The organism is Microbacterium sp. CSI-V, assembly GCF_001984105.1.
GTDB lineage: Bacteria > Actinomycetota > Actinomycetes > Actinomycetales > Microbacteriaceae > Microbacterium.
The window spans coordinates 125,651-139,152 of the sequence record NZ_MTQM01000006.1 but is presented as its reverse complement, the minus strand read 5'-3'; the positions used below and the strand labels follow the sequence as shown (position 1 = coordinate 139,152).

The window sequence follows — 13,502 nt, the reverse complement described above, 5'->3', positions numbered from 1 at the left end:
GAGGGTCAGAGACGCTCGGCGACGTACTCGGTCAGGTCGACGAGACGGTTGGAGTAGCCCCACTCGTTGTCGTACCAGGACGAGACCTTGACGAGGTTGCCGGACACGTTGGTCAGCTCGGCGTCGAAGATCGACGAGTGCGGGTTGCCCTGGATGTCGCTGGAGACGATCGGGTCCTCGGTGTACTCGAGGATGCCGGCGAGGCGACCCTCGGCGGCGGCCTGCTTGTAGACCGCGTTGATCTGGTCGACGGTCAGGCCCTCGGTGGGGGTGACGATCGTGAGGTCGACGATCGAGCCGGTGGGAACCGGCACGCGGTACGACGAGCCGCTGAGCTTGCCGTTCAGCTCGGGCAGGACCAGGCCGATGGCCTTGGCGGCACCGGTGGAGGCGGGCACGATGTTGATCGCGGCGCCGCGCGCACGACGCAGGTCGCCGTGCGGGCCGTCCTGCAGGTTCTGGTCGGCGGTGTACGCGTGTGCGGTCATCATGAAGCCGCGCTCGATGCCGAAGGCGTCGTTGAAGACCTTCGCCAGCGGGGCGAGGCAGTTCGTGGTGCACGACGCGTTCGAGATGATGACGTCGGTCTCGGGGTTGTACGTCTCTTCGTTGACGCCCATGACGATCGTGGCGTCGTCCCCCGTGGCGGGAGCCGAGATGAGCACCTTCTTGGCACCACCCGCGACGTGCTTCTTGGCGTCCTCGGCCTTGGTGAAGCGGCCGGTCGACTCGATGACGATGTCGACGCCGAGCTCGCCCCAGGGGAGGTTCGCGGGGTCGCGCTCTTCGAAGACCTTGATGGTCTTGTCGCCGACGGTGATGGAGTCTTCGGTGTACGAGACGTCCTCGGACAGCACGCCGCCGACGGAGTCGTACTTCAGCAGGTGCGCGAGCGTCTTGTTGTCGGTGAGGTCGTTCACCGCCACGATTTCCAGGTCAGCACCCTGCGCGAGAGCCGCGCGGAGGTAGTTGCGTCCGATACGGCCGAAGCCGTTGATTCCGATCTTGACGGTCACGGAATATCTCCTGAATCAGTTGTGCGCGAGAAGCGCGTGATTGCGGTGTTCGCTGGCGGACAACGGCGTCCCGACGGGGTGTCCCGTCGGGACGCCCACGCCGTTTACGACAGTACCAGCAGACCCGTGGTCTTCTCACGGGCGGCCGCGAAACGCTCCTGCGCATCGGCCCAGTTGGCGATGTTCCAGAACGCCTTCACGTAGTCCGCGCGGACGTTCTTGTAGTCGAGGTAGTACGCGTGCTCCCAGACGTCCAGGAGCAGCAGCGGGACGGTGCCCGCGACGATCTGGCCCTGCTGGTCGAAGAACTGCTGGATGATCAGGTTCTGACCGATCGAGTCCCAGAACAGGCCGGCCCAGCCCGAGCCCTGCACGCCGAGCGCCGCGGCGGTGAACTGGCCACGGAAGGCGTCGAACGACCCGAACTGGTCGTCGATCGCGGCCTCGAGGTCGCCGGTGGGCTTGTCGCCGCCGTTGGGCGAGAGGTTCGTCCAGAAGATCGAGTGGTTCGTGTGGCCGCCGAGGTTGAACGCGAGGTCCTTCTGCAGGCGGTTGATGTTCGCGAAATCGCCCTTCTCGCGCGCCTCGGCGAGGAGGTCGAGCGTGGTGTTCGCGCCGTTGACGTACGTCTGGTGGTGCTTGCTGTGGTGCAGCTCCATGATGGTCGCGCTGATGTGCGGCTCCAGCGCGGAGTAGTCGTAGGGCAGTTCGGGCAGCGTGTACTTCGCCATGTTCTCTACTTCCGAATCGGCGCTGCACCGAAGCCTCGGCGCAGCGAGGGTGACGTGTTCATCCTACTGAGCGGCAACGCACGGACCACGGGGTTGCTTCCCCGAATGACGAGGGATAACGAAAACGGATGCCATAAACCATGGCATCCGTTCGTGATGGGGCTCGTGCGGGCTAGTCGTCGGCGCCGACCGGCACCGCGGACTCGGTGCCGGGGATGCCCTCGGCCTCGGCCTTCTTGTCGGCCATCGCCAAGAGGCGGCGGATGCGTCCGGCGACGGCGTCCTTCGTCAGCGGCGGATCGGCGTGGTGGCCGAGCTCGTCGAGGCTCGCGTCGCGGTGCGCCAGGCGCAGCTCGCCGGCCTGCTGCAGGTGATCCGGCACCTCGTCGCCGAGGATCTCGAGCGCGCGCTCGACACGGGCGCACGCGGCCACCGCGGCCTGGGCGGACCGGCGGAGGTTGGCGTCGTCGAAGTTGACCAGGCGGTTCACGCCCGCGCGCACCTCGCGGCGCTGGCGCATCTGGTCCCACTCCCCCGCGGTGCGGCGGGCACCCATCTCGTACAGGGCGCCGCGGATCGCCTCGCCGTCGCGCACGACGACGCGGGGCACACCGCGCACCTCGCGGGCCTTCGCCGGGATGCCGATGCGGTGGCCGGCGCCGACGAGCGCCATGGCCGCCTCCGACGAGGGGCACGAGATCTCCAGGGCCGCGGAACGGCCCGGGTCGCTGAGCGAACCGCTCGCGAGGAACGCGCCGCGCCAGATGGCGCTGAGGTCGGGGCGCGACCCGGTGGTGAGCTTGTTGGGGAGGCCCCGCACCGGACGGCGACGCTGATCGAGAAGTCCGGTCTGGCGCGCGAGGGTCTCGCCGGCCTCGATGACGCGAACGGCGAAGTGGCCGCCGGTGCGCCCTCCGGAGCCCTGCACGTGGTGCAGCTCGGGGCGCACGCCGTAGAGCTCCATGAGGTCGCGGGCGACGCGGCGGGCGAGGACGTCGGAGTCCAGCTCGGCCTCGACCGCCACGCGGTTCGCGATCGAGTGCAGGCCACCCGAGAAGCGCAGGATCGCCGTGAGCTCGGCGACGCGCGCCGTCGGACGCGGGTCGCGTACGGTGATCAGCTCGGCCTTCACGTCGGCGGTCAGCGGCACGGTTCTCCTCGGTTCAGGACGATGGGGCAACGCTCAGGACAGCACGGGGTGAGGCTATCGAAGCGGCGGGGACGAGGGTACAGCCTACTCGCGGCCGAGGTCGCGGTGAGTCACACGGACCGCGACGCCGGGCAGCTCGCCGAGGCGCGCGGCCAGTTCGCGGGCCATCACGACCGAGCGGTGCTTGCCGCCGGTGCAGCCGACCGCGACGACCGAATGCCGCTTGTTCTCGCGCTCGTACCCCGCGAGGACGGGCCGCAGCGCCGCCGCGTAGGCGTCGAGGAACTCCCGCGCGCCCTCCTGACCGAGCACGTATTCCCGCACGGACGGATCCTCGCCGGTCAGCGGCCGCAGCTCCTCGTTCCAGAACGGGTTCGGGAGGAACCGCATGTCGGCGACGAGGTCGACGTCGGTGGGCAGTCCGTACTTGAAGCCGAAGCTCATCAGTGTCACGGTGTGGCGGGCGGCCCCCTCTTCACCGAACAGCTCGACCGTGCGGATCGAGAGCTGATGCACGTTGTACGTCGAGGTGTCGATCACGACGTCGGCCGCTTCGCGCAACGGGGTCAATCGCTCGCGCTCGCGACGGATGCCGTCGAGGATCGTGCCGTCCCCCTGCAGCGGGTGCGGACGCCGCACGGCCTCGAACCGGCGTACGAGCACCGCGTCGGAGGCATCCAGGAAGACCACGCGCACCTGCCCGTCGGCCTGCAAAGACCGCATGGCCTCGGGCAGGTCGCCGAACAGCGAACGCCCTCGGACGTCCACGACGACCGCCACCCTCGGTACCGCTCCGCCCGCGCGCTCGGTGAGGTCGAGGAGCGGACGCAGCATCCGCGGCGGGAGATTGTCGACGACGTACCAGTCGAGATCCTCCAGGGCGTTGGCGACCGTGGAACGACCGGCCCCCGACATCCCGGTGACGATGAGCACCTCGCCGGGCGCACCCCGTGCCGCCTGCATGATTCGCCCTTTCGTCGGGGTTCCAGCCTACCGAGCCAAGCGGGTGTGAATGGCCTCGGCGAGGGTCGGACCGATGCCGGGCAGCTCCATGATCTCGTCGGGCGACGCGTTCTTCAGCGCCGTCACCGAACCGAAGTGCCGCAGCAGCGCCTTGATGCGCGCGTCGCCGAGGCCCGGGACCTCCGTGAGCACGCTCGAGATGTCGCGCTTGCGACGCTTGCGCTGGTGCGTGATCGCGAACCGGTGGGCTTCGTCGCGGAGCCGCTGCAGCAGGTACAGCGCCTCCGACGTGCGCGGGAGGATGACCGGGTAATCCTCCCCCGGCAGCCACACCTCCTCGAGCCGCTTCGCGATGCCGCACAGCGCGATCTCCTCGTGGCCCGCGTCCGCCAAGGCGCGTGCGGCGGCCGCGACCTGCGGCTGACCGCCGTCGACGACGAGCAGCTGCGGGCGGTAGGCGAAACGCGGGCGCTTGCGCGTGGTCACGACCTCGCCGTCGGCCGTCGCCTCCGGGCTCTCGGCATCCGCGACGATCGCGCCGCCCAGGGTTTCGCGTTCGTCGTCCTCGGGCCTGTCGAGGTGGGCCAGCCGGCGTGTGAGCACCTGGTACATCGAGTCGGTGTCATCGGTGGTCTCGGCGACGCCGAACGAGCGGTACTGGTCCTTGCGCGGCAGCCCGTCCTCGAAGACCACCATGGATGCCACGACGTTGGTGCCCGAGAGGTGCGAGACGTCGTAGCACTCGATGCGCAGGGGCGCCTCCGCGAGTCCGAGGGCCTCCTGCAGGTCGGTGAGGGCCTGCGAGCGCGCGACGTAGTCGCTGGTGCGGCGCGTCTTGTGGAGCATGAGCGCCTGCTGCGCGTTGAGCGTCGCAGTCTTCAGCAGGTCGGCCTTCGACCCCCGCTGCGCGACCTGCAGCGACACCGGCCGACCCCGTCGGTCGCGCAGCCACGCCTCGAGTTGATCGGCGTCGTCGGGCAGCTCGGGCACCAGCACCTGCCGGGGGATGTCGGCGGGCGCCGCGTCCCCGTACGTGCGCTGCAGCACCTGGTCGACCAGATCCGCGCCGGAGATGTCGATCTCCTTCTCGATCGTGGTCGCCCGCACCCCCCGGACACGGCCCCCGCGCACGACGAAGTGCTGCACGGTCGCCGCGAGCTCGTCCTCGGCGATGCCGAACAGGTCGGCATCCGTGTCGGCCGGCAGGACCAGGGCGCTCTTGCCGAGGACGGCGTCGATGGCCTGCAGCCTGTCGCGGTAGCGGGCCGCCGCCTCGTAGTCCATGGCGGCCGAGGCCTCCATCATGCGAGCCGTGAGCGCCTTGGTGAACCTCTGATCGCCGCCCGACATGAACGCGACGAAATCGTCGACGATCGCGCGGTGCTCCTCGATCGTGACCTTCATCGAGCACGGCCCGCCGCAGCGCCCGATCTGCCCCGGGAAGCACGGCCGACCCGACTGCATCGCCTTCTTGTACGACGCATCGCTGCACGTGCGGATCGGAAAGACCTTGATCATGAGATCGATCGTGTCGTGCACCGCCCAGACCTTCGGGTACGGCCCGAAGTACTTGGCCCCACGGATCTTGGGGTTGCGCGTGACGATCACGCGGGGGGCTTCGTCGGCGAGGGTGATCGCCATGAACGGGTACGACTTGTCGTCGCGGTAGCGGACGTTGAACGGCGGATCGAACTCCTTGATCCACATGTACTCGAGCTGCAGCGAGTCGACGTCGCTGGGGACGACGGTCCACTCGACCGAGGCCGCGGTCGTCACCATCCGGCGGGTGCGCTCGTGCAGCGAGTACAGCGGAGCGAAGTAGTTCGACAGCCGCGCGCGGAGGTTCTTGGCCTTGCCGACGTAGAGCACCCGCCCTTCGGCATCCCGGAAGCGGTAGACCCCCGGATTGGTGGGGATCTCCCCCGCCTTGGGACGATAGGGCAGGTGCGACACCCGCTCTCGGGATGCCACGGCTCAGGCTCCCGCGCGGGCCAGTTCCGGCTCGCGCTCGGCGGTGTTGCGCTGCGTGCCGGTGCGACCGGTCTCGAGGAGTTCCGCGAGGAAGGCTCCCGTGTGGCTCCCCGACACCGCCGCGACCTGCTCGGGCGTTCCGGTCGCGACGATCGTTCCACCACCGGCACCGCCCTCGGGGCCGAGGTCGATGACCCAGTCCGAGCTCTTGATGACGTCGAGGTTGTGCTCGATGACGATCACGGTGTTGCCCTTGTCGACCAGGCCGTTGAGCACCTTCAGCAGCAGCGAGACGTCCTCGAAGTGCAGACCCGTCGTCGGCTCGTCGAGCACGTAGATCGAACGGCCGTTGCTGCGCCGCTGGAGCTCGGTCGCGAGCTTGACGCGCTGCGCCTCGCCGCCCGACAGCGTCGTCGCCGACTGGCCCAGACGCACGTACCCCAGCCCCACGTCCACGAGCGTCTTGAGGTACCGGTGGATCGCCTGGATCGGCTCGAAGAACTCCGCCGCCTCGGAGATCGGCATCTCGAGCACCTCGGCGATGTTCTTGCCCTTGTAGTGCACCGACAGCGTGTCGCGGTTGTACCGCTTGCCGTGGCACACCTCGCAGTCGACGTAGACGTCGGGGAGGAAGTTCATCTCGATCTTGAGCGTGCCGTCGCCCGAGCACGCCTCGCAGCGGCCGCCCTTGACGTTGAAGCTGAATCGCCCGGCCTGGTAGCCGCGCACCTTCGCTTCGGGCGTCTCGCTGAACAGCGTCCGGATGCGGTCGAACACACCGGTGTAGGTCGCCGGGTTCGAGCGCGGCGTGCGGCCGATCGGGGCCTGGTCGACGTGCACGACCTTGTCGAGGTTGTCGAGACCCGTGACGCGCGTGTGCTTGCCCGGCACGCGGCGTGCGCCGTTGAGCTTGGACGCGAGGACTTCGTACAGGATGCCGTTGACCAGCGTGGACTTCCCCGAACCGCTGACGCCCGTCACGGCCGTCAGCACCCCCAGCGGGAAGTCGACGGTCACGTTCTGCAGGTTGTTCTCGCGCGCGCCGACGACGGTGACCTGACGCTTCTTGTCGATCTTGCGCCGCTTCTTCGGCGCTTCGATCGACCGCCGACCCGAGAGGTACGCGCCGGTCAGCGACCGGTCGTCGTCGAGGAGCTGGGCGAGCGGACCGGAGTGCACCACGTTGCCGCCGTCGACGCCCGCGCGGGGTCCGATGTCGACGACCCAGTCGGCCGCGTGGATGGTCTCTTCGTCGTGCTCGACCACGATGAGGGTGTTGCCGAGGTCGCGCAGGGTCTCGAGGGTCTGGATCAGACGGCGGTTGTCGCGCTGGTGCAAACCGATCGACGGCTCGTCCAGCACGTACAGCACGCCGGTCAGGCCGGACCCGATCTGCGTCGCGAGACGGATGCGCTGCGCCTCGCCGCCCGAGAGCGTGCCGGCGGCGCGGCCGAGGCTGAGGTAGTTGAGCCCGACCTGCAGCAGGAAGTCCAAGCGCGCGCGGATCTCGCGCAGGACGGCCGCGGCGATGGTCGCCTCGCGGTCGGTGAGCGTGAGCTTCGTGAAGAACTCGCGCGCGTCCGCGAGACTCAGGCGGGATGCCGCGGCGATCGAGGTCCCGTCGACGAGGACGGCCAGCACCTCGGGCTTCAGCCGGTCGCCGTCGCACACGGCGCACGGCACCTCGCGCAGGTACTCCGACCAGCGCTGGCGTTGCGCGTCGGATTCGGCCTGGAGGTACTGACGCTCGATGTAGGGCACGACGCCCTCGAAACCGGAGGAGTACCGCATCTCGCGCCCGTACCGGTTCTTCCACTTGACGGTGACCTTGTAGTTCTCACCGCGGAGCACCGCGTCCTGGACGTCCTTCGAGAGGTCGCGCCACGGCGTGTCGAGCGAGAAGTCCAGGTCGCGCGCAAGACCCTCGAGCAGCCGCTCGTAGTACTGGAAGAGGCCCTTGCCCTGCGTCGTCCACGGCAGGATCGCGCCGTCGCGGATCGAGAGTTCTTCGTCGCCGAGCATGAGGTCGACATCGACCGACATGCGGGTACCGAGGCCCGAGCACACCGGGCAGGCGCCGAACGGTGCGTTGAACGAGAAGGTCCGCGGCTCGATCTCGGTCAGCTGCAGCGGGTGTCCGTTGGGGCACGCGAGCTTCTCGGAGAACGACTGCCAGGCGGCATCCCCCTCTTCGTCGACGAAGTTCACCTGCATGATGCCGCCGGCGAGTCCGAGGGCCGTCTCCACGGAGTCGGTGACGCGGCTGAGGATGTCGCCCGAGGCCACGAGACGGTCGACCACCACGGCGATGTCGTGCTTGTAGCTCTTCTTCAGCGTCGGCGGCTCGGCGAGCTGCACCAGCTCACCGTCGACGACGGCGCGCGCGTACCCCTTCGCGCTGAGCTCCTTGAAGAGGTCGACGAACTCGCCCTTCTTCTGCGTCACCACCGGCGCGACGATCTGGTAGCGGGTCCGCTCGGGCAGCTCCATGAGCTGATCGGCGATCTGCTGCACCGTCTGACGCTGGATGGGGGCGCCGCAGTCGGGGCAGTGCGGCACGCCGATACGCGCCCAGAGCAGACGCATGTAGTCGTGGATCTCGGTGATCGTGCCCACGGTCGAGCGGGGGTTGCGGTTGGTCGACTTCTGGTCGATCGAGACCGCCGGGCTCAAGCCCTCGATGAAATCGACGTCCGGACGGTCGACCTGGCCCAGGAACTGACGCGCGTACGCGCTCAGCGATTCGACGTAGCGGCGCTGGCCCTCGGCGAAGATCGTGTCGAACGCCAGGCTCGACTTCCCCGACCCCGAGAGGCCGGTGAAGACCACGAGCGAATCACGCGGAATGTCGAGGTCGACGTTCTTCAGGTTGTGGACGCGGGCGCCGCGAACACTGAGCTTTCCGCTGGTGTTTCCGGGAGACAAGACAGGAACGATGGGCACTCGTCAAGTCTAGGTTCCCCCTCCGACATCGGTCCCGGGTTCGCCTCCGGCGCACATGTGTGCGAGGGTGCGGGTCCGCGTCACGCGGGCCGAGGCTTCCTCGCGGACGCGCCCTCGCCCGCTCGGGCCGAATCGGGATCCGGGGACTCAGCCGTTCGGGTCGAATCTCCCCGCGAACGGTGCGAGGCCGTCACGCAGTGCGATGAGCGCGCGCTCGTCGATGCCGACGCGCTCCATGATCCGCGCGGGCACCTCGATCGCCCGTTCGCGCAGCGCGCGACCGTCGGCGGTGAGGTCGATGTCCAGGACGCGCTCGTCGTCGACGCGCCGCGTGCGCCTCACCCGCCCCTGCGCTTCGAGTCGCTTGACCAGGGGCGAGAGGGTGGCGGGCTCCATCGCGAGCTCGCCGGCGAGGGCGCTCAGCGACCGGGGCGCCTGCTCCCACAACGCCAGCATCACGAGGTACTGCGGATGAGTGAGCCCCAGCGGTTCGAGCACGGGACGGTAGATCGACACCACGTTGCGCGCGGCGGTGACGAGCGCGAAGCACACCTGATTCTCCAAGCGCAGCGGATCGTCCACGCACCCTCCTCAAATACTTAGTACACTAATGATCATGGCACAAAAGGATGCCGACCGGCCCCCGCTGCGCGAACGCGTGCGGGCCGCCGGCGGGTGGTACCAGTACATCAACACACGCCTGATCCGCGTCGCCGGACCCGCATCGGTCGGCCCGTACGAGACGACACCCGAACCGGTGCGCACCGGACGCCCGTGCCCCCTGTGCGGTCACCCGATGTCCGAGCACAGCGTCGACCGGTCGGGCGTGAAGCCGCTCCTGCACTGCCCGTGACGGCTGCGCGGCCGTGGGGCTGTGTTGACCCCGGGGCCTGAAGCCGCTCCTGCACTGCCCGTGACGGCTGGGCGGCCGTGGGGCCGCGTTCGTCACCGGGCTCGATGTCGCGTCACGGCAGCCGCGGTCGTCCATCGGAATCGAGGGGCCACCCCGGGTTGACCGCGATCTCCCACGGATGACCGTCCGGATCGACGAAGACGCCCGAGTAACCGCCCCACTCCGTCGGGGCCCCCGGCCGGCCGAGCGCCGCACCGGCAGCAACGGCCTCCGCCAGGACGGCATCCACCTCGTCGGGCTCGCGCACGTTGTGAGCCAGGGTCACGCCGCCCCATCCGCGCCCGTCGGTCACGGTCGAGTCGGCCGCGAGCGTCTCCCGCGACCACAACCCGAGGACCATGCCCCCCAGATCGAAGAAGGCGACCTCCCCTTCGACCGAACTCGGCGACCGCTGCCAGCCGAGGCGCTCGTAGAAGGCGACCGATCGCCGAAGATCGGCGACGCCGAGGGTGATCAGCGAGATCCTCTGCTCCATGATCGCGTCCCGTCGCTCCCCGCCGTCGGCCGCTCAGGCGTGTCCGGCGCGCTCCATCGCGCGGAGCTCCTTCTTCAGGTCCTGCACCTCATCGCGCAGGCGTCCCGCGAGCTCGAACTTCAGCTCGCCCGCAGCCGCGAGCATCTGCTGGGTGAGGTCGGCGATCGTCGACTCCAGCTGATCGGCGCCTTCGGCGGCGATCCCGGTGCGACGCAGCTGCGGTGTCGGCGACTTGCCCTTCCCCGCCTTGTCGTTGCGGGACAGCAGGCTCCGGGTGTCGGAGGCCTCGCGTGCGAGCACCTCGGTGATGTCGGCGATCTTCTTCCGCAGCGGCTGCGGGTCGATGCCGTTCGCCGTGTTGTAGGCGATCTGCTTCTCCCGGCGTCGCTCGGTCTCCTCGATGGCGTTCCGCATCGAGTCGGTCATCTTGTCGGCGTACATGTGCACCTCGCCCGACACGTTGCGGGCGGCGCGACCGATCGTCTGGATGAGGGAGGTCCCGCTGCGCAGGAACCCTTCCTTGTCGGCATCCAGGATCGCGACGAGAGACACCTCGGGCAGGTCCAGACCCTCGCGCAGCAGGTTGATGCCGACGAGCACGTCGTACACCCCGGCGCGGAGTTCCGTGAGCAGTTCCACGCGCCGAAGGGTGTCGACGTCGGAGTGCAGGTACCGCACGCGCACACCGTGCTCCCCCAGGAAGTCGGTGAGCTCCTCCGCCATCTTCTTGGTCAGTGTCGTCACCAGGACGCGCTCGTCGCGTTCGACGCGCACGCGGATCTGCTCGAGCAGGTCGTCGATCTGTCCCTTCGAGGGCTTCACGACGATCTCGGGGTCGACGAGGCCGGTCGGGCGGATGATCTGCTCGACCACGCCGTCGGCGATGCCCATCTCGTAGCGCCCGGGCGTCGCCGACAGGTACACCGTCTGCCCGATGCGGTTCTTGAACTCGTCCCAGCGCAGCGGGCGGTTGTCCATCGCGCTCGGCAGACGGAAGCCGTGCTCGACGAGCGTCCGCTTGCGGGACGCATCGCCCTCGTACATCGCCCCGATCTGCGGGACGGTCACGTGAGACTCGTCGATGACGAGCAGGAAGTCGTCGGGGAAGAAGTCCAGCAGCGTGTGCGGCGGATCTCCCGGATTGCGCCCGTCGAGGTGCCGCGAGTAGTTCTCGATGCCCGAGCAGAAGCCCAGCTGCTGCAGCATCTCGAGGTCGAACGTGGTGCGCATCCGCAGCCGCTGCGCCTCGAGGAGCTTGTTCTGCGACTCGAGTTCCTTGAGCCGTTCGGCCAGCTCGTGCTCGATGGTGCCGATCGCGCGCTGCACGGTGTCGGTCCCGGCGACGTAGTGAGAGGCGGGGAAGATCGGCACGGAGTCCATCTTCTGCACCACGTCGCCCGTCAGCGGATGCAGCATGTACAGCGCCTCGATCTCGTCACCGAACATCTCGATGCGGATCGCGTACTCCTCGTACACCGGGATGATCTCGATCGTGTCGCCGCGGACGCGGAAGTTGCCGCGCGAGAAATCGACGTCGTTGCGGTTGTACTGCATCGCGATGAACTTGCGGATCAGAGCGTCGCGGTCGTACCGCTCCCCCACCTGCAGCGCGACCATGGCCCGCAGGTACTCCTCGGGCGCGCCGAGGCCGTAGATGCAGGACACCGTGGACACCACGACGACGTCGCGACGCGACAGCAGGGAGTTCGTCGTCGAGTGGCGAAGACGCTCGACCTCCGCGTTGATCGAGGAGTCCTTCTCGATGAACGTATCGGTCTGCGGGACGTACGCCTCCGGCTGGTAGTAGTCGTAGTACGAGACGAAGTACTCGACGGCGTTGTTGGGCATGAGTTCGCGGAACTCGTTGGCGAGCTGGGCCGCGAGCGTCTTGTTGTGGGCCAGGACGAGCGTCGGGCGCTGGACGGCCTCGACGAGCCAGGCGGTCGTCGCCGACTTTCCGGTACCGGTGGCGCCGAGCAGCACGACGTCGGTCTCGCCGGCGTTGATCCGCGCGGCCAGGTCGGCGATCGCCTGCGGCTGATCACCGGACGGGGAGTACTCGCTGATGACCTCGAAGGGGCGGACGGAACGCGTGGCCTGCATGATTCCAGCGTAGGCGGGGCCTCCGACATCGGGGGCGGCACGCTGTTCGCCATGCGCGAGCGGAATGGTCGACGGACCGACGCCCGGCGACGCGTTCGTCGACTCTCCGAAGGGATCGCCGCCCGGGGGCGGGACCGTGACGGCTCAGTCCCGCGAGACGCGGTCCCACAGTTCGTCGATCTGGCGTCGCGTGGCATCCATGTCGCCGGCCGTGTCGATCACGACGTTCGCGAGCGCCAATCGTTCGTCGTCGCCGGCCTGGGCCGCGACCCGGGCGCGGGCCTCCGCCTCGGAGAGCCCGCGCTGATCGACGAGCCGCCGCACGCGCAGCTCGGCCGGAGCGTGGGCCACGACGACGAGGTCCCATTCGCCGGTCCCGCGGGATTCCGCGAGGAGCGGGACGTCGTAGACGACCAGGGCGCCGGGATCGGCGGAGAGCGCCGCACGGAATCGCCGCTGCGACTCCTCCCGCACCGCGGGGTGCACCAGCGCGTTCAGCGCGGCGAGCCGCTCGGGATGACCGAAGACCCGTGCTCCCAGCGCGGGCCGGTCGAGCGATCCATCGGGCCGCAGCACCTCGGGTCCGAACTCTGCGGCGATCGCGGCGAGCACCGGCGAACCGGGCGCCTGCACCTCGCGGACGATCGCATCCGCATCCACGATCACCGCGCCCTTCTCGGCGAGCATCCGGGAGATCGTGGACTTTCCGGACGCGATTCCGCCGGTCAGCGCGAGGAGGGTCACTCCTCGAGGATGCCACAGCCGCCAGGCCCGGGTCCGGTGCCATCCGGGGTGGTCTACCATTCGATCAAGGCCGCATCCGCGCCCTCCGACCGGTTGGCGAGAGTGTCATCATGCCGAATCCGAACGTCGTGGTCGTCATCGAGGACGACGTCGACATCCGCTCGCTGCTCACGGCGACCCTCGAACCGGTGGGCTTCGTCGTGCACACCGCCGTCGACGGTCTCACCGGCATCGAGACGGTCCGGCGCACCGACCCCGCGGTCACCACGCTCGATGTCAGCATGCCCGGACTCGACGGTTTCGAGACGGCTCGGCGCATCCGGGAGTTCAGCACGACGCGCATCCTCATGGTGAGCGCCCGAGTGGATGCCACGGAAGAACGGCTCGCGCGCGAGGCCGGCGCCGACGACTACCTCACGAAGCCGTTCCGCCCTCGTGAGCTCCGCGCCCGTGTGCACGCCCTCGTGTCCGCGGACGACGAGGACTGATCGCC

12 protein-coding genes are annotated in these 13,502 nt (G+C 68.9%); 2 read left to right on the top strand and 10 right to left on the bottom strand.

What is annotated here, in order from left to right; translation table 11 throughout:
* Positions 1-5: 5 nt before the first annotated feature.
* The 7 genes from gap to CSIV_RS03205 all read right to left on the bottom strand — a co-directional run bounded on the left by gap (position 6) and on the right by CSIV_RS03205 (position 9,356).
* Positions 6-1,016, bottom strand: coding sequence for a type I glyceraldehyde-3-phosphate dehydrogenase (gap, locus tag CSIV_RS03235; RefSeq protein ID WP_077049985.1), 1,011 nt, complete (start codon positions 1,014-1,016; stop codon positions 6-8).
* 104 nt (positions 1,017-1,120) lie between these two features.
* Positions 1,121-1,747, bottom strand: coding sequence for a superoxide dismutase (locus CSIV_RS03230; RefSeq protein ID WP_077049984.1), 627 nt, complete (start codon positions 1,745-1,747; stop codon positions 1,121-1,123).
* A 172-nt stretch (positions 1,748-1,919) separates the two neighbouring features.
* Positions 1,920-2,897 (bottom strand): DNA-binding protein WhiA, encoded by a 978-nt coding sequence (gene whiA / locus CSIV_RS03225; protein ID WP_077049983.1) that lies wholly within the window; start codon positions 2,895-2,897, stop codon positions 1,920-1,922.
* 84 nt (positions 2,898-2,981) lie between these two features.
* Positions 2,982-3,860 (bottom strand): RNase adapter RapZ, encoded by an 879-nt coding sequence (rapZ, locus tag CSIV_RS03220; RefSeq protein ID WP_077049982.1) that lies wholly within the window; start codon positions 3,858-3,860, stop codon positions 2,982-2,984.
* 27 nt (positions 3,861-3,887) lie between these two features.
* Complete coding sequence (gene uvrC, locus CSIV_RS03215) at positions 3,888-5,831, bottom strand: excinuclease ABC subunit UvrC (RefSeq protein ID WP_175627544.1); 1,944 nt, start codon at positions 5,829-5,831, stop codon at positions 3,888-3,890.
* Positions 5,832-5,834: 3 nt separating this feature from the next.
* Positions 5,835-8,774: an excinuclease ABC subunit UvrA gene (uvrA, locus tag CSIV_RS03210; RefSeq protein ID WP_077049980.1), complete on the bottom strand. Its 2,940-nt coding sequence runs from the start codon at positions 8,772-8,774 to the stop codon at positions 5,835-5,837.
* Between the two features lie 147 nt (positions 8,775-8,921).
* A complete protein-coding gene (locus CSIV_RS03205) occupies positions 8,922-9,356 on the bottom strand; it encodes a MarR family winged helix-turn-helix transcriptional regulator (RefSeq protein WP_077049979.1) in 435 nt (144 codons plus the stop codon).
* A 34-nt stretch (positions 9,357-9,390) separates the two neighbouring features.
* On the opposite strand from CSIV_RS03205, the gene CSIV_RS03200 reads away from it, so the two are divergent.
* Complete coding sequence (locus tag CSIV_RS03200) at positions 9,391-9,627, top strand: hypothetical protein (protein WP_077049978.1); 237 nt, start codon at positions 9,391-9,393, stop codon at positions 9,625-9,627.
* A gap of 112 nt (positions 9,628-9,739) precedes the next feature.
* Here the strand turns inward: CSIV_RS03200 and CSIV_RS03195 are convergent, their stop codons facing one another.
* The 3 genes from CSIV_RS03195 to coaE all read right to left on the bottom strand — a co-directional run bounded on the left by CSIV_RS03195 (position 9,740) and on the right by coaE (position 13,009).
* Complete coding sequence (locus CSIV_RS03195; protein WP_077049977.1) at positions 9,740-10,162, bottom strand: VOC family protein; 423 nt, start codon at positions 10,160-10,162, stop codon at positions 9,740-9,742.
* A gap of 33 nt (positions 10,163-10,195) precedes the next feature.
* Positions 10,196-12,265 carry an excinuclease ABC subunit UvrB gene (uvrB, locus tag CSIV_RS03190; protein WP_077049976.1) on the bottom strand — a complete coding sequence of 690 codons (2,070 nt, stop codon included), beginning with the start codon at positions 12,263-12,265 and terminating at the stop codon, positions 10,196-10,198.
* Between the two features lie 144 nt (positions 12,266-12,409).
* On the bottom strand, positions 12,410-13,009 hold the full coding sequence (gene coaE / locus CSIV_RS03185) for a dephospho-CoA kinase (RefSeq protein ID WP_077049975.1): 600 nt from the start codon (positions 13,007-13,009) through the stop codon (positions 12,410-12,412).
* 110 nt (positions 13,010-13,119) lie between these two features.
* Here coaE and CSIV_RS03180 point away from each other — a divergent pair, with 110 nt between their 5' ends.
* Positions 13,120-13,497, top strand: a complete 378-nt coding sequence (locus CSIV_RS03180; RefSeq protein WP_077049974.1) for a response regulator transcription factor — start codon at positions 13,120-13,122, stop codon at positions 13,495-13,497.
* Positions 13,498-13,502: the final 5 nt, after the last annotated feature.

Excerpts from the sequence above, each read along its gene's own strand:
- CSIV_RS03230 (WP_077049984.1), bottom strand. The coding sequence starts at position 1,747 with ATGGCGAAGTACACGCTGCCCGAACTGCCCTACGACTACTCCGCGCTG.
- rapZ (WP_077049982.1), bottom strand. The coding sequence starts at position 3,860 with ATGCAGGCGGCACGGGGTGCGCCCGGCGAGGTGCTCATCGTCACCGGG.
- CSIV_RS03200 (WP_077049978.1), top strand. The coding sequence starts at position 9,391 with ATGGCACAAAAGGATGCCGACCGGCCCCCGCTGCGCGAACGCGTGCGG.
- CSIV_RS03195 (WP_077049977.1), bottom strand. The coding sequence starts at position 10,162 with ATGGAGCAGAGGATCTCGCTGATCACCCTCGGCGTCGCCGATCTTCGG.
- uvrB (WP_077049976.1), bottom strand. The coding sequence starts at position 12,265 with ATGCAGGCCACGCGTTCCGTCCGCCCCTTCGAGGTCATCAGCGAGTAC.
- CSIV_RS03180 (WP_077049974.1), top strand. The coding sequence starts at position 13,120 with ATGCCGAATCCGAACGTCGTGGTCGTCATCGAGGACGACGTCGACATC.